Origin of the sequence: Pseudoalteromonas sp. 3D05 (assembly GCF_002723455.1) — a bacterium.
Taxonomy (GTDB): Bacteria; Pseudomonadota; Gammaproteobacteria; order Enterobacterales; family Alteromonadaceae; genus Pseudoalteromonas.
In genome coordinates this window covers 210,029-229,691 of sequence record NZ_PDUS01000003.1, presented here as the reverse complement: position 1 = coordinate 229,691, position 19,663 = coordinate 210,029, and the positions used below count along the sequence as shown (strand labels likewise).

General features: G+C 41.0%; 16 protein-coding genes. 7 read left to right on the top strand and 9 right to left on the bottom strand.

What is annotated here, in order from left to right; genetic code table 11:
- Window positions 1–2: 2 nt before the first annotated feature.
- Both CSC79_RS05115 and CSC79_RS05110 read right to left on the bottom strand, forming a co-directional pair.
- On the bottom strand, window positions 3–1,418 hold the full coding sequence (locus tag CSC79_RS05115) for an ATP-binding protein (RefSeq protein ID WP_099294728.1): 1,416 nt from the start codon (window positions 1,416–1,418) through the stop codon (window positions 3–5).
- Window positions 1,396–2,085 (bottom strand): response regulator, encoded by a 690-nt coding sequence (locus tag CSC79_RS05110; RefSeq protein ID WP_099294726.1) that lies wholly within the window; start codon window positions 2,083–2,085, stop codon window positions 1,396–1,398. Before CSC79_RS05110 ends, CSC79_RS05115 begins: the two co-directional genes overlap by 23 nt.
- A gap of 164 nt (window positions 2,086–2,249) precedes the next feature.
- Between CSC79_RS05110 and CSC79_RS05105 the strand changes: the two genes are divergently transcribed.
- Window positions 2,250–2,783, top strand: a complete 534-nt coding sequence (locus tag CSC79_RS05105) for a Spy/CpxP family protein refolding chaperone (protein ID WP_099294724.1) — start codon at window positions 2,250–2,252, stop codon at window positions 2,781–2,783.
- Window positions 2,784–2,853: 70 nt separating this feature from the next.
- Here CSC79_RS05105 and yacG read toward each other — a convergent pair whose 3' ends face one another.
- The 7 genes from yacG to nadC all read right to left on the bottom strand — a co-directional run bounded on the left by yacG (window position 2,854) and on the right by nadC (window position 9,916).
- Window positions 2,854–3,084: a DNA gyrase inhibitor YacG gene (yacG, locus tag CSC79_RS05100; RefSeq protein ID WP_099294722.1), complete on the bottom strand. Its 231-nt coding sequence runs from the start codon at window positions 3,082–3,084 to the stop codon at window positions 2,854–2,856.
- Between the two features lie 314 nt (window positions 3,085–3,398).
- On the bottom strand, window positions 3,399–5,078 hold the full coding sequence (gene pilB / locus CSC79_RS05095) for a type IV-A pilus assembly ATPase PilB (protein WP_099294720.1): 1,680 nt from the start codon (window positions 5,076–5,078) through the stop codon (window positions 3,399–3,401).
- 123 nt (window positions 5,079–5,201) lie between these two features.
- Entirely contained in the window at window positions 5,202–5,837 is a 636-nt protein-coding gene (coaE, locus tag CSC79_RS05090; protein ID WP_099294718.1) for a dephospho-CoA kinase, read from the bottom strand.
- A 1-nt stretch (window position 5,838) separates the two neighbouring features.
- A complete protein-coding gene (locus tag CSC79_RS05085; RefSeq protein ID WP_099294716.1) occupies window positions 5,839–6,738 on the bottom strand; it encodes an A24 family peptidase in 900 nt (299 codons plus the stop codon).
- 149 nt (window positions 6,739–6,887) lie between these two features.
- Window positions 6,888–8,105 (bottom strand): type II secretion system F family protein, encoded by a 1,218-nt coding sequence (locus tag CSC79_RS05080; RefSeq protein WP_201796677.1) that lies wholly within the window; start codon window positions 8,103–8,105, stop codon window positions 6,888–6,890.
- 64 nt (window positions 8,106–8,169) lie between these two features.
- Complete coding sequence (locus CSC79_RS05075; RefSeq protein WP_099294712.1) at window positions 8,170–8,592, bottom strand: prepilin-type N-terminal cleavage/methylation domain-containing protein; 423 nt, start codon at window positions 8,590–8,592, stop codon at window positions 8,170–8,172.
- A 478-nt stretch (window positions 8,593–9,070) separates the two neighbouring features.
- Window positions 9,071–9,916, bottom strand: coding sequence for a carboxylating nicotinate-nucleotide diphosphorylase (gene nadC / locus CSC79_RS05070; RefSeq protein WP_099294710.1), 846 nt, complete (start codon window positions 9,914–9,916; stop codon window positions 9,071–9,073).
- A 235-nt stretch (window positions 9,917–10,151) separates the two neighbouring features.
- On the opposite strand from nadC, the gene ampD reads away from it, so the two are divergent.
- From ampD to lpdA, 6 genes are all read left to right on the top strand, one after another.
- Window positions 10,152–10,697: a 1,6-anhydro-N-acetylmuramyl-L-alanine amidase AmpD gene (ampD, locus tag CSC79_RS05065; RefSeq protein ID WP_099294708.1), complete on the top strand. Its 546-nt coding sequence runs from the start codon at window positions 10,152–10,154 to the stop codon at window positions 10,695–10,697.
- A gap of 24 nt (window positions 10,698–10,721) precedes the next feature.
- Window positions 10,722–11,573 carry a beta-lactamase regulator AmpE gene (gene ampE / locus CSC79_RS05060; protein WP_099294706.1) on the top strand — a complete coding sequence of 284 codons (852 nt, stop codon included), beginning with the start codon at window positions 10,722–10,724 and terminating at the stop codon, window positions 11,571–11,573.
- A gap of 961 nt (window positions 11,574–12,534) precedes the next feature.
- Window positions 12,535–13,284 carry a pyruvate dehydrogenase complex transcriptional repressor PdhR gene (gene pdhR, locus CSC79_RS05055; RefSeq protein ID WP_099294704.1) on the top strand — a complete coding sequence of 250 codons (750 nt, stop codon included), beginning with the start codon at window positions 12,535–12,537 and terminating at the stop codon, window positions 13,282–13,284.
- A 93-nt stretch (window positions 13,285–13,377) separates the two neighbouring features.
- Window positions 13,378–16,044 (top strand): pyruvate dehydrogenase (acetyl-transferring), homodimeric type, encoded by a 2,667-nt coding sequence (aceE, locus tag CSC79_RS05050; RefSeq protein WP_099294702.1) that lies wholly within the window; start codon window positions 13,378–13,380, stop codon window positions 16,042–16,044.
- Between the two features lie 11 nt (window positions 16,045–16,055).
- Window positions 16,056–17,960, top strand: a complete 1,905-nt coding sequence (gene aceF, locus CSC79_RS05045; protein WP_099294700.1) for a pyruvate dehydrogenase complex dihydrolipoyllysine-residue acetyltransferase — start codon at window positions 16,056–16,058, stop codon at window positions 17,958–17,960.
- A 199-nt stretch (window positions 17,961–18,159) separates the two neighbouring features.
- Window positions 18,160–19,587: a dihydrolipoyl dehydrogenase gene (gene lpdA, locus CSC79_RS05040; RefSeq protein WP_099294698.1), complete on the top strand. Its 1,428-nt coding sequence runs from the start codon at window positions 18,160–18,162 to the stop codon at window positions 19,585–19,587.
- The last annotated feature ends 76 nt before the right edge of the window (window positions 19,588–19,663 follow it).

The following is a 19,663-nucleotide window of genomic DNA, read 5'->3' as shown; positions in this document are numbered from 1 at the left end:
CGCTATGGCTGCTCGTTAATAGGTAAAACAATGTGCACACTCAAACCACCTTGAGTCTGATTGTGTAGTGTTAAATGCCCAGAGTGGGCTGCAATCGCATTTTTTGCAATTGCCAATCCTAAACCTGTGCCACCACTGGTTCTATCTCTGGCGTCAGATTGTCTAAAGAATGGTTCGCACAATCGGGCTAAGTTTTGCGGTTCAACACCTGGGCCATCATCACTGATCTCAATGTTGATAGCATCTGTTAGTGTAAGCTTGATAGAAATGGATTGCGCTGCGTATTTTATCGCGTTACGCAGAATATTCTCAAGTGCACTGGCGAGCAAGCTTTCATCACAGTTTATGTCAACATTGAGTTGCCCATCAATATGTAATGTTTTGTTGCTCTGTTTTGCTTCAAACTGTGCGTCATTTAATACGTGAGTGATGATCACGTGCATTGACTGTTTATGTAATGACAGTGGTTGGCTTTTTGCTTCTAAGCGTGAAACTTGCAGTACATCTGTTATCATTTTATCAAGCTGGTTAGCTTCTTTTTCAATGCGCAGTAAATAGGTTTGATTTTCATCTTCAGCTTGCATTTGGGCAAGGCCTGTCGCCATTTTTAAACGAGTAAGCGGGGAGCGAAGCTCGTGAGAAATATCAGCTAGCAAGCGTTTTTGTGCAGCAATGAGTTGCTCAATTTGCGTTGCCATGCTGTTAAATTCTCGGCCCAAAATACCAAGCTCATCTTGCCTATTTTCATTAATATTTGCTCGGGCTGTTAAATCGCCTTGCGAGAGTTTATTAGCTGCTTGTTTTAAATGATTGATCGGGGCAATTAAGTTGCGACTAAACACAAAACTAAGCGCTAATGAAGCAACTAAAGCAACAGCAATTTTTAACCATGTTGGCATTAACTTTAAGCGTATTAAAAATGGAGGCTGATTGTTTTCATCTATTTCATATAAATAAAACGTGCCTTCAGGGAGGGTTGTTTTGATTGGTCCAAATGCTATAAAGTTTTCAGTAAAAATAACTTGCGGCGACATGTTTTTAGTAAAGTTTACAAGGCTTAAGTCAATATCACTTGCTGGGGGGCGGCTAGTGATTGAATTGTCAGGTTGATCCGAATTTAAATAAAGTAGTTTTCGCTTTGCTAATCGTGGGTGTTGCAAGATATCCGCAGCACTTTTTTTGTGCTTTAAAGCGATCCGCTCAAAACTTTTGGCTGCATATTCTAAGTTCTTTAACATTGGGCCCTGAAGCTGCTCATTACTGACTTGGTTTATTGCTAGGTTGCTAAGAAATACCAAAGACGTAATAGTGCCTATCACTGTCAGCCAAAACCAAACAAATATTTTGAAAAACAAAAAGCTTTTTGGATGTTTTAGCCAAGCAAAGTGTGTTGTTTTATTCTCCTTGGATGAAGACATAACCGGTTCCTCGCATTGTTTTAATTCGCTCCGCACTGTTATGCTCGGCTATTTTTTTGCGAATATTACTGACATGCATATCGATTGAGCGATCGAAGGCTGCTAAGCGCCTGCCCAGCACTTCTTCACTTATTTGCTCCTTACTAACAACATCGCCAGCATTTTTAACAAGTAAGGCAAGCACTTCATATTCGGTTCCGGTTAGGTTAAGTAGGCTTTCATCGATGAAGGCTTCACGAGCGGCCAGATTGATTGTTATGCTGTTTACATTAAGCTTATTGGCTTGCGTGTTACTTAAGCTAGTAATATGTTCTATTCGACGAGTAATTGCTTTTACTCTAGCTAGCAATTCTCGGTGGTTAAAGGGTTTTGGAATGTAGTCATCAGCACCAAGCTCTAAACCAAAAATACGATCAAAATCTTCACCTTTGGCAGTCAGCATGATAACCGGCGTTAACTTTGTTTGCCTAAGTTGCTTTAGGACATCAAAGCCATCGAGTTTAGGGAGCATGACATCAAGTAAAATTAGCGCATATTCGTATTTAAGAGCGGCTTGTAAGCCTAACTCACCATCATGAACACACTCAATTTCATAGCCTTGTGTGCACAGGTATTCGCTAAGTAATTCACATAGCCCTATATCATCGTCAATCATTAATAGTTTCATTTAGCTAACCTTGTCATGCTGCAATACCGCTATTTTACGCTCTAATATGCGTAAAAGTGAACCTTTACAAAACCTTTACATTGCTTTGCGTTGCTTTGCATTGCCATTGATATAGTTAACTTACTTGTTAAGGCGACACTATTCACAACCAAAAGGTAATGATTATGATCACACGTAAACTCACTAAACTAGTATTAATTTGTGGTTTAGCTACAACAGCACTGGGTACAGGCGCTGTAATGGCTAAAGGCGGTATGCCTCATGGCAAAGGCATGCCAGAAGCGCGCTTTTTACTCTCTGAGCGTGGTGCTGCAAAACTAGATTTAACCCAACAACAGCAAAAAGAGTTAAAAGCCGCATTTGAAGCGCAAAAAGCACAAATGAAGGCAATGCGCGGTAACAAAGACGCGCGCGCAGCGCAGCGTGATACTTTTAAAGCTCAAATGGAAACGCTGTTAGCAAAAGCAACGTTTGACGAAAGCGCCGCACAAGAAATTATAGATTTACGCAAAGCTAAAGTTGAAGTTTTTGCTATGCAAAAACTTAAAATGGAACACACCGTATGGCAGATTTTAAATGTTGAACAGCGTGAAAAGTACACTAAAATGAAAAAGCGTTTCGCTAAAAAAATGAAAGATAAAGGTCACCGTAAGGGCTGGCATGGCGGTAAAAATGCGGATGAAAAAGCTGAGGGTTAAATTGTTCTAAGCTCAATGATGATTAGGCGAAAGGTAACTTTCGCCTTTTTGGGCATTAACTGATTTGTTGCTATTTAAAAAAGCTGTCGTCGTTTTTGGCGAGCATTTCTTCAATATCTTCAATCATATCTTGGCTTAAGTCATTGGCTGACGTAATGGGGGCTGAAATTTTATTATTTTCAAACGACCACTCACCTAAATCAATTAGCTGACAGCGCTTTGAACAGAACGGACGATGCGGGCTTTGCTCAGACCATTCAACATCAGCTTTACAGGTTGGGCAGTTAACTACAGTTGGCATAACATATTCTCATGAATAAAGCGTTGGAGCTTATTTTACAAAGATAAGTGGATGAGTGTAAATGATAAGGAATAAATAAAAGTAAATGTTTTGAATTGCAGGCTACGGGGGCGGGGCGATGAGCAACGAGCGCTGATTTACACTTAGCACCATATTAGGCCGTCATTGATGGCGATAATCGATTATATAAAATTGACGCGCTAAAGCACGTCCTACCTTTCGGTCATTCGCGGTTAAAGCCAATCACAAACACTTTGAGATAGGCGCTAGGCTTTTTAAACATCACCCTAGCACCTTTAACCTAGTAGCTTAATTTAAAAACTGGTTACTCGGTTTATTTCAGCAAGTGATGTGACACCTGCGGCTGCTTTTCGCAGACCTGATAAGCGTAAGTTATTAAATCCAGACTTTAATGAGACTTCTGCAATCTCCAAAGAATTACCGCCACGCATAATGATTTGTGCTATTTCAGGAGTAATTTGCATGACTTCGTAAACACCTACACGGCCTTTGTAACCTTCGGTACAGCTATCACACCCTTTTGGTGCAAAAAGCGTAAGCTCACTGATTTGCTGCGGTGTGAAGCCTTGGCGTTGTAACTCTTCGGCAGGAAGGGTTTCTGGTGTTTTACACTTCGAACATAGGCGACGAGCTAATCGCTGGGCAATAATCAAGCTAATTGAGCTTGCGACGTTATAGGCAGGCACACCCATATTTAATAAACGTGTAAGCGTTTCGGGAGCTGAATTAGTATGCAATGTCGACATAACTAAGTGACCTGTTTGCGCCGCTTTTATTGATATTTCAGCGGTTTCAAGGTCACGGATCTCACCAACCATTACTACATCGGGATCTTGGCGTAGAAACGCTTTTAACGCATTGGCAAAGGTCATATCAGCTTTTGGGTTGATCTGTACTTGGTTAATGCCTTCGAGATTAATTTCAACAGGATCCTCTGCTGTGCTGATATTACGCTCAGGTTGATTAAGAATATTTAGCCCGGTATACAATGATACCGTTTTACCAGAACCTGTCGGACCGGTAACTAAAATCATGCCTTGCGGTTGTTGTAGCGCGTCCATGTAGAGCTGTTTCTGCTCAGGTTCATAGCCAAGTACATCGATTCCCAACATGGCGCTGGATGAATCGAGGATACGCATTACTATTTTTTCACCCCAAAGAGTAGGGAGTGTGCTGACACGAAAGTCGATACTTTTACGTTCAGTAATTTTAAGTTTGATACGACCATCTTGTGGTTTGCGCTTTTCTGCAATATCTAAACGCGACATAACTTTAATACGCGCAGATAAGCGAGTGGCTAAGCTGTTTGGCGGGCTGGCCATTTCGTGCAAAATACCATCGATACGAAATCGTACACGGTATTTGTGTTCGTAGGGCTCAAAGTGCAAATCAGACGCGCCTTTTTTAATCGCATCCATCAATATTTTATTGATATAGACAATGATTGGCGCATCGTCTTTGTCATCTTCAGTATTTTTTTGTGGCTCATTAGATGAGTCGGTATCTAAATCAGCAAATTCTTTAAATTCATCTTCACTGAGGTGCAAGCTGCCCGTCGCATCGAGTAGTTGTTCTATTTTATTATCGAGCTGGCGGTAATCTACAACAACCACTTCGCATGAAAGGCCGGTGCTAAATTCGAAGTTTTCAAATGCGCCATAATCAGTTGGATCTGATGCGGCTATATATAACTTGCGGCCTTTTTTTATCAATGGAAGTATATGATGTTGCCTGATCAGTTTTTCTTTGATCAAATCTTGGGGTATGAGCGCAACATCAAAATCTTTTAAATCAAAATGCGGAACACGAAAAAAATCAATACATTGCTCGGCTAACTCTTGTCCGCTTATGCCACTGCATTTTGCAATAAGCTCCGCAGTAGAGTTAAATTCACGCTGCTTTAGTTTAACGTCTTCTGCGTCAACACGGCCTAACGTGATATATTTTCGAAGTAATGGTGAATTAATGTTCATTGTGCACCCAGTAAAATCATTTCATATTCGCAATTTATCAGAAAAAAGAAGGGGAAAACATCTGTCTTGTCATTTTAGCGTAATTTAGCGACAAAAAGCGTAAAGTTTATCGAATATTTCGAATTAGTTGTTGGTTGCGTTAAATGCGTTTGCTTTTATTAAGTACCGTGCGTGTAATGTTTCTACGTCACTCGCAACCAGTGTTAAATCACGGTTATTATCAAGCACGTCATCGGCTTTTGCTAATTTATCTTCGCGTTTCATTTGTGCTGAAATGATACTCTTTGCTTGTTGCTCACTGACATTATCGCGGCGAACTGTTCTGCTTATTTGTATTTCAACAGGTACATCGACCACTAAAGTATGTTGGCAGTATTTATCTAGATTATTCTCAAATAAAAGCGGTGCGACCAGTACAACATATTGACTGGTTGCACTGTTTAAATCACTGAGTATTTTTTCTCTGATGAGTGGATGTAGTAAGTTATTCAACCACGCTTTTTGGCTTTCATCAGCAAAAATAATGTGACGCAATTGTGCGCGGTTTAAAGAGCCGTCCTCGTTGAGTACTTGCTCACCGAAGTGTGCCTTAATTTCTTTTAACCCTTTCGTTTTTGGTGCAACGACTTCACGCGCGACAATGTCAGCATCAACAACAGTTATATTAAACTGTTCAAACATATCACTCACAGCACTTTTACCAGAGCCAATACCGCCTGTTAATCCAAGAACCCATTTGCCAACAGCTGAAAGAGTCATATCAATAACCTAAGGTATTAAAGTAGTATTGCTGAATGTGTTCGCCCCACAATAATGTTACCCAACCAGCAATTGCTAAATAGGGGCCAAAAGGAATTGGAGTGGCTTTGTCTTTACCTTGAATACTTAGCAAAATGATACCAATAACAGCGCCAACTACACTTGAGAGCAAAATAATGGTGAGTAATGACTGCCAACCAAGTAGGGCACCGAAAACAGCAAGGAGCTTAAAATCGCCGTAGCCCATACCTTCTTTGCCAGTAACTAGCTTAAATAGCCAAAATACACTCCACAAGCTTAAGTACCCGCAAGCAGCGCCAATAATGGCTTCTTCAGGTGTCACTGTTGTTATGCCAAGTATAGAGGCGATTAATGCTAGCCACACTAAGGGAAGGGTGAGTTGATCGGGTAGTAACATGTGATCAATATCGATAAAAGTAAGGGCAATAAGCACCCAGGTGATCACGATATACAGTAGGGCTAAATTAGATGCGCCTAAATTTATAGCGACAACTAAACTGAGTAGGGCGGTCAGCATTTCAATTATAGGGTAGCGAATTGAAATTGGGTTTTCACAGCTGGCACATTTACCCTTTAGTAAAAGCCAACTAATAACAGGAATATTTTGCCAAGGTTTAATCGCTGTTTTGCATTTAGGGCAAGTTGAATTCGGTTTAACTAGGTTAAACACTTCTGAAGGCGATTTTTCTGCTGTTTTGAGCTCTTCGGCCAATAAAATGCGGCACTCTGCTTGCCACTCACGTTGCATCATTTTTGGTATGCGATAAATAACCACATTTAAAAAGCTGCCAACACATAAACTAACAAGGCCAATAGTGAGTAAATAAAACCATAAATGACTTTGCATTACAGTGATTATGTCGAGAAAAAATTCGTGCATTACATACCTAAAAAATTGAGTTAAAAACCATTTTCACAAAGAGAAGTGATTGAGTAAAAGCCACGGGCGACGAGCTGGGGGAAGGGCTATGATGAGCACACCTAGGGCCTATCACTTCCATAAAACCTAGAACCTTTCCGTTACAGCTATTATACAACAGCACCAAGCTGGAATATGGGTAAGTACATCGCGATGATCAATCCGCCAACCAGCACGCCGAGCACTGCCATAATTAATGGTTCAAGCAAGCTTGATAAACCATCAACGGCATCATCAACCTCTTGTTCATAAATAGTGGCAACTTTTGCTAGCATGCCATCCAGCGAGCCAGACTCTTCACCAATGGCGACCATTTGGATAACCATATCGGGGAATATTTTTGAATTACGCATAGCCCAGTTCATCTGATTACCAGAACTAACCTCAGCTTTAATATCTAATATGGCATAGCGGTAAACTGCATTACCTGAAGCGCCAGCCGCAGAATCTAGCGCATCAACTAGTGGCACACCTGCAGCAAAGGTGGTCGATAAAGTACGTGCATAACGTGCAACAGCTGCTTTATTTAAAATCATACCGATTACAGGCAGTTTTAAAATAGCTCTGTCGTTGGCATCCCGTAGTTTTTTACTTTTCAGTAGCGCTTCTTTATAGGCGTAACCAAACCCGACAATCGCAATGAGTATTATCCACCAATATTCTTGCATAAACTCAGAAATACCAATCACCATTAAGGTAAATGCAGGAAGCTCTGCACCAAAGCCATTAAAAATATCTTGGAATTGTGGTACCACAAAGATAAGTAGGATAGAGGTAACAATAAGTGCAACGACTAAAACAGCTATGGGGTAAAACATGGCCTTTTTAATTTTTGACTTCAGCGCTTCTGACTTTTCTTTATAAAGTGCTACACGATCAAATATTTGATCAAGCGCACCCGATTGTTCACCTGATGCGACTAAGTCACAATATAAGTCATCAAAATAGCGAGGGTGTTTACGGAGCGCGTTTGATAATGTACCCCCGGCTTTTACCTCGTCACCAATGGTTTCCATCAGCTTGCCAACACTTTTATTACTTGCGCCGCTACCAATCATCTCTATAGCTTGAATGAGTGGCACACCTGCCATTAGCATGGTGGCAATTTGGCGTGTTAATAACGCTACATCTTTTGGTGTGATTTTTTGCATTCGCGTGCCAAATAATGGCTTGGCTTTGCGTTTTACTTTAGAGGGGGTAATGCCTTGTTTACGAAGCTGGGCTTTGACTAACGCGATACTTGCTCCGTTCATCTTACCTTCAAGGCGTTTTCCTCGGGCACTTACTCCCACCCACTCAAAGGTGTCATTGTTATTTTTCTTGGTCAAGAGGATTTATCGCTTTTAAGATAGTGTGTTACCCCGAGGTAACACACTTTTATTTTATGTTCTATTAGCAAAGTTGTGTGGTGCTGCAGTTGTCGGACCAAGTAACTCTACCACTTGCATAGGCAGCGGTTAGGACATAAGTGTCAGTGGCAGCTATCCCACCAGTAGCAACTGGCGTGACAGTAATTTTACCGTCTGCAGCAGTCCACTTTACAGATGTTACATTCCCTTGGGCTGTTGTTACATCCGAAGGTACGCTATTAGTTCCTTGTTTACAATCAGTTAAGCTTCCTTTAATTTGAGCACAAACTTCAACTGCTGTTTTTACTGCATTAGAAGCCATAACCACTTCTGTATACTTTGCTTTGTCAGAATATTGTTGATAAGCAGGCAATGCTACTGCAGCAAGAATACCGATGATTGCTACTACAATCATTAATTCAATTAGGGTAAAACCCTTTTGACTTTGTTGTGTCATTTTTTCCATGTTCCTCTCCTAAAGGATAGTATGTATGTAAGTTAAATTGGTTACACGTTAAGCGGGTTGCGCGTTAAAGAGTATAAGCAACTTTTCTTACTGTTTTTTTAAATAATGCCTTGATACTTAATTTAAGACCTAAACTAATCGAAAGTCGGCTACTAGATTTACTTTAGCACTAAAACACTGTTTTGGAAGTGACTTCCTAAGTATTTAACGGTATTTTACGAACTTTCCTAGTTATTCAAGAATGTTCAGTACGCATTTAATTAAATTAGTGGTACAGCTAAACAGTCAACACTAGTTGTTTAGTTTTGGTTTTTTGTTTTACCATCATACACAAGGCTTATGATAACACCCTTTTTTTATAAAAAGGGAACTATAATTAACAGTTTGTTACAAAATAAGCCTTTCGGCGTATTTAATGATTAATTGCCTAAAATGTCAACGTTTTAGGTAAATATTATATTCATTAAACTTGGAATAATTACTCGAATCGCATGGACAAGTCAATTGATTGTAAATTTTTTGTAAGTGCACCACTTGAAATAAAGTCTACTCCGGCTTGTGAATACGTTTTGAGCGTTTCTATTGTCATATTGCCCGACACTTCAATTTTTGCTCGTTTATTCGTTAGTATGACTGCTTGTTTAATTTGCTCAGGTGTAAAGTTATCAAGCATTATAATATTAGCACCGGCATTAATAGCTTGATCTAGCTCATCAAGTGATTCAACTTCTACTTCAACAGGCTTATTTGGGTGATTTAATTTTGCTTGTGATACTGCACTTTTAATGCCGCCGCAGGCCGCTATGTGATTTTCTTTAATAAGAAACGCATCAAATAAACCAATGCGATGGTTAGCGCCGCCGCCACATTTTACTGCGTACTTTTGCAAAGCACGCAAGCCAGGGATTGTTTTACGGGTATCGAGCAGCTGTGTTGTTGTCCCTGCTAGTTCTTTAACGTAATGCGCGGTGGTTGTGGCAGTGCCTGATAGGGTTTGTACAAAGTTAAGTGCAGTACGTTCAGCAGTTAAAATAGCGCGTGCAGACCCTTTGGCTGTAAACAAGGTGTCGTTGGCGTTTATTTCGTCGCCATCATTGACTAACACATCGACGTGTACGCTGGGATCTACCTGCTTAAACACTTCTAAGATAATGTCCTTACCGCAGAATACACCGTTTTCACGCGTAATTACTTTGGCGTTTGCTTGCTGTGAATGTGGGATTAAGCCTGCCGTAATATCACCTTGCTCAGCGCTTTGGTAATTTAAATCTTCATCAAGGGCAATTTTTACTAACTGGCTTAAAAGGCTGTGCGGAATAGACATTATAAAAGCTCATTATAATTAAGAAATTGGAAAAATTTTACTATGTTTGCATAGCGAATAGAAGAGGCATAGTCCCTTTGCTATGGGGTGTTCGATATTTATTGGTATTTGCAGGTGCAAACTTACTAGGTTACGACTCGTTGAAATAAACATGTTACAAGGACCTGTTGCCTGCTTTTATTTATATGTTTTATCCTTTAGCATCTTCTATAGAGTGTAATAATGGTTTTGTAACATGCAAATTGATTGTGAAGGAAGACTTGAAGGTGTAATGCAGCGTGAATGCTTGCATTGTGATGCTCGACCCCAGGGTGAAGAAATATCGCTATTAGTGATTCATAATATTTCGTTACCGGCGGGAGAGTTTGGTACACCGTATGTTGACGATTTGTTTATGGGAGCAATTAACTGCAATGCTCATCCAAGTTTTTCTAATTTACAAGGCCTTAGTGTATCTGCGCATTGTTTTATTAAACGTACTGGCGAAATAGTGCAGTATGTCCCTTTTAGTAAGCGGGCATGGCATGCTGGTAAATCTGAGTTTTTAGGGCGCGAGCGATGTAATGATTTTAGCATTGGCATTGAACTTGAGGGAACTGATACTAGCGGCTATACCCAAAGTCAATATAATACATTACAATCAATTACTAAGTTATTGATGAATAAGTATCCTTCAATAAATAAAGCACGTATTGTTGGGCATTGTGATATTGCACCTGGGCGAAAAACCGATCCTGGTGAAAGTTTTGATTGGCAATACTTTTTTGCCGACCTAAATTAACTTGGCTTTAGTAAAGAGAGCATTATGATTTTAATTTCAATAATTACCGCTTTGATTTTAGAGCGCCTTGGTGCGCGCTCTGATTATTGGCAGATAAGCTATTACGCACAAGGTTATTTAGTGCGTTCTAAAAAGCAATTGAGTGAAAATGGTCTGTTTAACTCAGCATATGGTTTTTTGATTTGGCTAGTTTTGCCTGTTATTGCAATTGCATTAGTTTATACGTTTTCTGATTTTGTGGTCTGGCAATTAGTCGTTAACATAGTGGTATTACTTGTTTGCTTTGGCTGTGCTAAACATCGCGCATTATATAAATCATACCTCAATGCGCTAACCCGTGATGATAAAGAGGCTGCAACTTTATATGCTTTGCAAATGGGGCAGAAAAAAACTGAAAACGAGCCCGGCGGTGAAACGTTTGGACAAACATTGGCTTGGATCAATTTTCGTTTCTATTGTGCAGTGATTTTTTGGTTTGTGGTTTTAGGTGCGCCCGGTGCTGTATTTTATGCGTTAGTACGCACTTATGCTGACTTGGTGCGTGAAGATAGAAAAGTGCCTTATGTGGCTCGATTCAAACTGATTCACACACTACTATTTTGGCTTGATTGGCTACCGGCACGTATTACCAGTTTTGGTTACTTAGTGATTGGTAATTTTAATAAGGGAACAAGCTGCTTGCTTAAGTATGCGTTTGACTTTTCTGTGAGCAATCGCAATGTTGTGGCTAATACGGCTTTAGCTGCGGAGCAAATTGAACAAGCGCATTTTGGTTGCACAGCAGAGGCAACATGTATGATGAAGCTAGTTAAGCGTAATGTTTTATTTTACTTAGTACTTATTGCTTTACTTACTCTATTTGGTGGACTGGCGTAAAGAAATAGTAAAGGCGCTAGGTGCTAAGGAAGTGAATAGTACTAGGTCTAACCTTTCTTCTTTGTGTAGCGTGAAGCGCCTCGGAGCCCACTACAGCAAAATATGGTTGTGGCTAGGTGAATTACTCGCTGATCGTTGCACAAAGTCCATAGTTTTTCTTACTCACTTCTCTTTGGGCAAAATTGTTTTAAGTAATTTATTCACAAAGAAGTGGATGGTTATAGGTACTGGATTAAAGGTACTAGAAGCTAGGTTTATTTATAGTTCGCAGCCCGTGGTTATTTCTTCTCGGTGTAGCGCCGCGGTGGTAAAAGATGGTCATGGCTAGGTGTATGTATACCCAAACCACCTCAAGATGCGAGTTTCAGTTGGAATTAAAAGCGATATAGGCAAGGCAATGATTGCAAGTAATAGTGGTTCTATTGTTAAAATCAATAACGCAGTATAAATCGCTTTTAAACCAACCCTCTGGGCGCTTCACAGGAACTTACTCTCATCGTTGTTACTTCTTAAAAGGGAGTGCCATTCCTGCAAAGTAACGCCTTGATATTAAGCCCCTGTGAAACGCTGAATTCTGCATCTTGAGGTGGCTTGGGTATATAACCTGCAGCTCGAAGCTCGTTACCCGCCGCTTTTCCTTATTCACTTCTCTTTATACAAAAATTTGTAAGTTATTTATTGATAGTAAATAGCCCGCTTATTAATGGGGATGTCTGGTCAGACCATTTGAGGCCACGTAAAAAAATCCTCCCAAAGCCACTCGATATAACCTACTGTTTATTCTTTGAGCTAAATGCGTTAGGCTGTTTTGTTGTATGTATTCTTCGTGAAATTGACAGCAAACTTGCTTTTTGATAACGTATGGCTCAAATTTGGTATGACCAATTTACCTTTTGGTTTTAGCTATAGGCTCAATCTGGTTGTTTAGAACCAGAGCCCACTACAATGCGGACGTTGATGAATGTCTTTAAAGATTAAAGCAGCAAAATTGTCGGATGTTATTTTACAACAACTTGAGAATATGATTCTTGAGGGGTCATTAGCACCCGGTGAAAAACTGCCGCCGGAGCGGGAATTAGCAAAACAGTTTGAAGTGTCGCGTCCTTCATTGCGCGAGGCAATTCAAAAGTTAGAGGCCAAAGGCTTAGTTACTCGCCGTCAAGGTGGCGGTACCTTTGTAAAAAACCAGTTAGAGGAAGGGCTCACTGATCCGCTCTTCGATTTGATCAGTAAACACCCTGAATCACAGTTTGATTTATTAGAGTTCCGTCACGCCTTAGAAGGTATTGCTGCATATTATGCTGCACTTCGTGGCACGAGTACTGACTTTGATAAAGTAAAACAAAGTTTTGACAGCATTGCATCAGCAAACGACGATTTGCAACAAAAAGCTAAAGCAATCAACGCGTTTCATTTTAGCGTGGCGGAGTCATCACACAATGTGGTGTTGTTGCATTTAGTGCGAGGAATGCAAGCGCTGCTTGAGCAAAATATTTTACAAAACTTAACCGTCTTGTTGGAAAAGCCACATATTAGTAAGCAGTTAGCAGAGCATCGCCGTTTGTTAATGGATGCGGTGATTGAAGGGAATCCAGAACAAGCTCGTTTAGCCAGTAATGCTCACTTAGCCTTTATTGAAGAAGCATTGCTTGAAGCAGGCAAAGAGCATTCGCGAATTGAACGTAGTTTAAGACGCACAAAACAGAATTAGCAAAGTAACTATTTAAACAAGTACGGTGGTGCAACACACAATTTACCGTATTAATTAAAAACATTCGTATTTTAAACATAAGGAAACCTCCATATGTCTGAAGTCAATAAAATTGACGTAGACGCGCTAGAAACACAAGAGTGGTTACAAGCTCTTGAATCAGTTGTGCGCGAAGAAGGTGTTGAGCGTGCTCAGTTTTTACTTGAGCAAGTATTAGAGCAAGCCCGTTTAGACGGTGTTGATATGCCTACAGGCATCAACACAAACTACGTTAATACGATTCCGGTAGACCAAGAACCAGCATACCCAGGGGATGTTAATCTTGAGCGCCGTATTCGTTCTATTATTCGTTGGAACGCAATCATGATTGTATTGCGCGCATCGAAAAAAGACCTCGACTTAGGCGGCCATATGGCGTCTTATCAGTCTTCTGCTGCTTTTTATGAAGTGTGTTTTAACCATTTCTTTAAAGCACCAAATGACGTAGACGGTGGTGACTTAGTTTATTATCAAGGTCATATTTCTCCAGGTATTTATGCACGTGCATTTGTTGAAGGTCGTTTATCTGCGGCTCAGCTTGATAACTTCCGCCAAGAAGTAGACGGTAACGGCTTACCTTCATACCCTCATCCTAAATTAATGCCTGAGTTTTGGCAATTCCCTACAGTATCTATGGGTCTGGGTCCTATCGCGTCAATTTACCAAGCGCGTTTCTTAAAGTACTTAGATGGCCGTGGCTTAAAAAATACTAAAAACCAACGTGTTTATGCGTTTTTAGGTGATGGTGAAATGGATGAGCCAGAATCACGTGGTGCTATTTCTTTTGCTGCTCGTGAAAAACTGGATAACCTATGCTACCTGATCAACTGTAATCTACAGCGTCTAGATGGCCCAGTAATGGGTAATGGTAAGATCATTCAAGAACTTGAAGGTCTGTTCAAAGGTGCTGGCTGGAACGTTATTAAAGTAGTTTGGGGCAGTGGTTGGGATATCTTACTTGCTAAAGACACAACAGGTAAGTTATTACAATTGATGAACGAAACCATCGATGGTGATTACCAAACATATAAAGCAAAAGACGGTGCTTACGTACGTGAACACTTCTTTGGTCGTTACCCTGAAACAGCAGCGCTTGTGGCTGATATGACAGATGACGAAATTTTTGCGCTTAAGCGTGGTGGTCATGAGCCATCTAAACTATACGCTGCATTCAAAAAAGCTGAGCAAACCAATGACCGTCCTACGGTTATTCTAGCTAAAACTGTAAAAGGTTACGGCATGGGTGAAGCAGCTGAAGGTAAAAATATTGCTCACCAAGTTAAGAAAATGGATATGACACACGTTGAACACTTACGTTCGCGTTTAGGTCTACAAGATCTTGTGTCTGATGAGGCAATTAAAGACTTACCTTACCTAGAGCTTGAAGAAGGCTCAGAAGAGTACAAGTACTTACATGCTCGTCGTAAAGACTTAGAAGGTTACACACCTACGCGCATCCCTAATTTCTCTGAAAAATTACAATTGCCAGAAGTAGACGCATTTAAGCCGCTACTAGATGAGCAAAAACGTGATATTTCTACAACAATGGGCTTTGTACGTGCGCTTAATATCTTATTAAAAGATAAAGGCATTGGTAAAAACATCGTGCCAATTATTGCAGATGAAGCACGTACCTTTGGTATGGAAGGTTTATTCCGTCAAATCGGTATTTATAACCCGCATGGCCAAAACTACACACCACAAGACCGTGACATTGTTTCTTACTACAAAGAAGCAACATCAGGTCAAGTATTGCAAGAAGGTATCAATGAGTTAGGTGCAATGTCATCGTGGGTTGCTGCGGCAACGTCATACAGCACTAACGATTTACCAATGATCCCATTCTACATCTACTATTCAATGTTCGGTTTCCAACGTGTTGGCGACATGGCGTGGATGGCAGGTGACCAACAAGCACGTGGTTTCTTATTAGGTGCTACAGCAGGCCGTACAACGCTTAATGGTGAAGGTCTGCAGCACGAAGATGGTCATAGCCACATTCTTGCAAACACAGTGCCTAACTGTATCTCTTATGATCCAACGTATGCGTACGAAGTAGCAGTAATTATTCAAGACGGTATTCGTCGTATGTACGGTGAAGACCAAGAAAACATTTACTACTACCTAACGCTGATGAACGAAAACTACGCGCAACCAGCAATGCCTGAAGGTGCTGAAGAAGGTATTCGTAAAGGTATTTATAAACTTGAGAGCTACGAAGGTAAAAAAGCCAACGTACAGCTATTAAGCTCAGGTACTATCATGACAGAAGTACGTAAAGCGGCAGCCATCTTAAGTGATGACTATGGCATTGCATCAGATGTTTTCTCTGTAACGTCATTCAACGAACTTACTCGTGATGGTCAAGACGTTGAGCGTTCAAACATGCTTAACCCAGAAGCTGAGCAAAAAACTGCTTACATCACTAGCGTACTAAATGATTCAGTGACTGTTGCCGCAACGGATTACATGAAAAACTACGCTGAGCAAGCGCGTTCATTCATTCCTAGCAGCAACTACAAAGTATTGGGCACAGATGGTTACGGTCGTTCAGACAGCCGTGAAAACTTACGTCGTCACTTTGAAGTTAACGCAGGTTATGTTGTTGTTGCTACGTTATCTGAACTGGCTAAACGTGGTGAAGTTGAAAAGTCAGTGGTGGTTGACGCGCTTAAGAAGTTCGACATCGACACTAACAAACTTAACCCACTGTACGCTTAAGAGGTTTTGCAATGAGTATTGAAATTAATGTACCAGATATCGGTGGCGATGAAGTCGAAGTAACCGAAATCTTAGTGAGTGTTGGCGACGTTGTTGAAGTTGACCAATCACTTCTTACTGTTGAAGGCGATAAAGCGTCAATGGAAGTACCGGCTGCGCAAGCGGGTACAGTTAAAGAAATTAAAGTAAGCGAAGGTGACACGGTTACCACTGGCTCTTTAATTATGATTTTTGAAGGCGAAAGTGCAGGTGAAGAAAAAGCGCCAGAAGCGCCGGCTAAATCTGAAGACGCAGCACCTGCTGCCTCTTCAGGCTCAACGACAAAAGAAGTGACCGTGCCAGATATCGGTGATGATGAAGTTGAAGTCACAGAAATCATGGTTGCAGTGGGCGATAGCGTAGAAGAAGAGCAATCTATCTTAAACGTTGAAGGCGACAAAGCGGCAATGGAAGTGCCAGCACCGTTCGCAGGTACCGTTAAAGAAATCAAAATTGCGACTGGCGACAAAGTAAAAACAGGCTCATTAGTGTTTGTTTTTGAAATCGCGGGTGGCGAGTCAGCGGCCCCTACACAAGACGAACCAGCGCAAGAATCTGCACCAGCGGCAAGTTCAAGCAGCAAAGAAGTCAACGTGCCAGATATTGGTGATGATGAAGTTGAAGTCACAGAAGTGATGGTTGCCGTTGGCGATAAGGTTGAAGAAGAGCAATCAATCTTAAACGTTGAAGGCGACAAAGCTGCCATGGAAGTACCTGCGCCGTTTGCAGGTACCGTTAAAGAGATCAAAGTAGCAACAGGCGACAAAGTTAAAACTGGTTCGCTTATTTTTGTGTTTGAAGTGGCTGGCAGTGCGCCAAGCGAAGCGCCAAAAGCAGAGAAAAAAGCTGCTGAAAAAACTGAATCAAAACCTGCACAAAAAGAGTCTACGCCAAGTGCTGCTCCTGCAAAAGCCAGTAATGAAAGCTTTGAAAACAACAGTGCCTATGCTCATGCATCGCCAGTTGTTCGCCGTTTGGCCCGTGAGTTTGGTATTAACCTTGCGAACGTAAAAGGTTCAGGCCGTAAAAACCGTGTTATTAAAGAAGACGTGCAAAACTATGTTAAAAACCTAGTTAAGCAAGTTGAGTCTGGTCAGTTATCTGCTGGCAAAGGCAACGCGGGTGGCGGTGAGCTTGGTTTAATCCCTTGGCCAAAAGTTGATTTTGCTAAGTTTGGTGAAATCGAAGAGAAGAAACTGTCACGTATTCAAAAACTATCAGGCAAGAACTTACACCGTAACTGGGTGCAAATCCCTCACGTTACCCAGTTTGATGAAGCTGATATCACGACTCTTGAGCAATTCCGTAAAGAGCAAAACGCACTTAATGAGAAGAAAAAGCTCGGTGTTAAAATAACGCCATTAGTATTTGTAATGAAAGCAGCGGCAAAAGCATTGGCTGAGTTCCCTACATTTAACTCGTCGTTATCTGAAGACGGTGAAAGCTTAATTCTTAAAAAGTACATCAATATTGGTGTAGCGGTTGATACGCCAAATGGTTTAGTTGTTCCAGTATTTAAAGATGTTGATAAGAAAGGCATCATTGAATTATCACGCGAGCTGATGGATATCTCGGTTAAAGCGCGTGAAGGCAAGCTTACCTCTTCTGATATGCAAGGTGGTTGTTTTACTATTTCAAGCTTAGGTGGTATTGGCGGTACAGCGTTTACGCCAATCGTTAATGCGCCAGAGGTTGCTATTTTAGGTGTTTCCAAATCTGAAATGAAACCAAAATGGAATGGTAAAGAATTTGAGCCTAAATTAATGGTTCCACTTTCAATGTCATACGACCATAGAGTGATTGACGGTGCACTAGCGGCACGCTTTACTGTGACCCTTGCAAGTTACATGAGCGATATTCGCCAACTAGTGATGTAATGCAGTAATTGATGCATCTAGTTAAATAAATAGAATCAAATCCCAGCCAGTTGTTTTTTGCTGGGATTTTTACCATTTGCAATGATACACTATTGGTATATTTGCATAAATTTTTGATCTGCTCTGGCTTTCTGCCCATGCAGAAACATGGCAGTTAAACTTTAGGGCAGTGTCCCGTTCAAACAATTAAGGTAATAGCATGAGCAATGAATTAAAAACTCAAGTTGTTGTACTAGGCGGTGGTCCTGGTGGTTATTCTGCGGCTTTCCGTGCTGCTGACTTGGGCTTAGAAGTAACATTAGTAGAATCTCGCGATACATTAGGCGGTGTATGTCTAAATGTTGGTTGTATCCCTTCAAAAGCATTATTACACGTAGCTAAAGTAATTGATGATGCTGCTGAAATGTCATCTCATGGTGTTACTTTTGGCGCACCACAAATTGACTTAGACAAAGTTCGCTCTTGGAAAGACTCTGTTATTGGTCAGTTAACTGGCGGCCTTGACGGCATGGCTAAGATGCGCAAAGTTAAAGTGGTTTACGGTTATGGTAAATTCACTGGCAGCAACACAATCGCAGTTGAAGGTGCTGATGGCGCAACAACGATTACGTTCGACAACGCTATTATTGCAGCCGGTTCACAACCAGTAAACTTACCTTTCATCCCTGAAGATGACCGTGTAATTGATTCAACTGGCGCACTAGAGCTTAAAGATGTACCAGAAAAACTACTTGTACTAGGTGGTGGTATCATCGGTCTTGAGATGGGTACTGTGTACCGTGCACTAGGTTCAAACATTGATGTTGTTGAGTTTGCTGACCAGCTTGTTCCTGCTGCTGATAAAGACATCATCAAAATTTACCAACGCTACGTTAAAGACAAGTTTAACGTAATGCTTTCTACCAAAGTAACTGGCGTTGAAGCAAAAGATGACGGTTTATATGTAACGTTTGAAGGCAAGAATGCACCAGCAGAGCCTGTACGTTACGACAAAGTACTTGTTGCTGTTGGTCGTACACCAAATGGTAAATTACTTGATGCAGATAAAGCGGGCGTTAACGTTGATGAGCGTGGCTTCATTAATGTTGATAAGCAACTTAAAACTAATGTTGATAACATTTTTGCAATTGGTGACATTGTTGGTCAACCTATGCTTGCGCATAAGGCTGTTCATGAAGGTCATGTTGCTGCAGAAGTTATTTCTGGTCAAAAACATTACTTTGATCCTAAGTGCATTCCTTCAATTGCGTATACTGACCCAGAAATCGCATGGGTAGGTGTTACTGAAAAAGAAGCTAAAGAGCAAGGTTTAAGCATCGAGACAGCTGTATTCCCATGGGCTGCTTCAGGTCGTGCAATTGCATCTGCTCGTACTGAAGGTTCAACTAAGCTTATCTTTGATAAAGACAGTGGCCGCGTAATCGGTGGTGCTATGATCGGTATCAATGCAGGCGAAATGCTTGGTGAAATCGGCCTAGCTGTTGAAATGGGCGCTGATGGTGAAGATTTAGCACTGACTATTCACGCTCACCCAACATTGAACGAGTCAATTGGCCTTGCTGCTGAAATCTTTGAAGGTTCAATTACTGACCTACCAAACAAAAAAGCAGTAAAAAAGAAGAAGTAAACTCTTTTAGTTAACTGTTTAAAAACCCAGGCTTCGGCTTGGGTTTTTTGTTTTTATAGCCGTCAGCCGTCAGCCG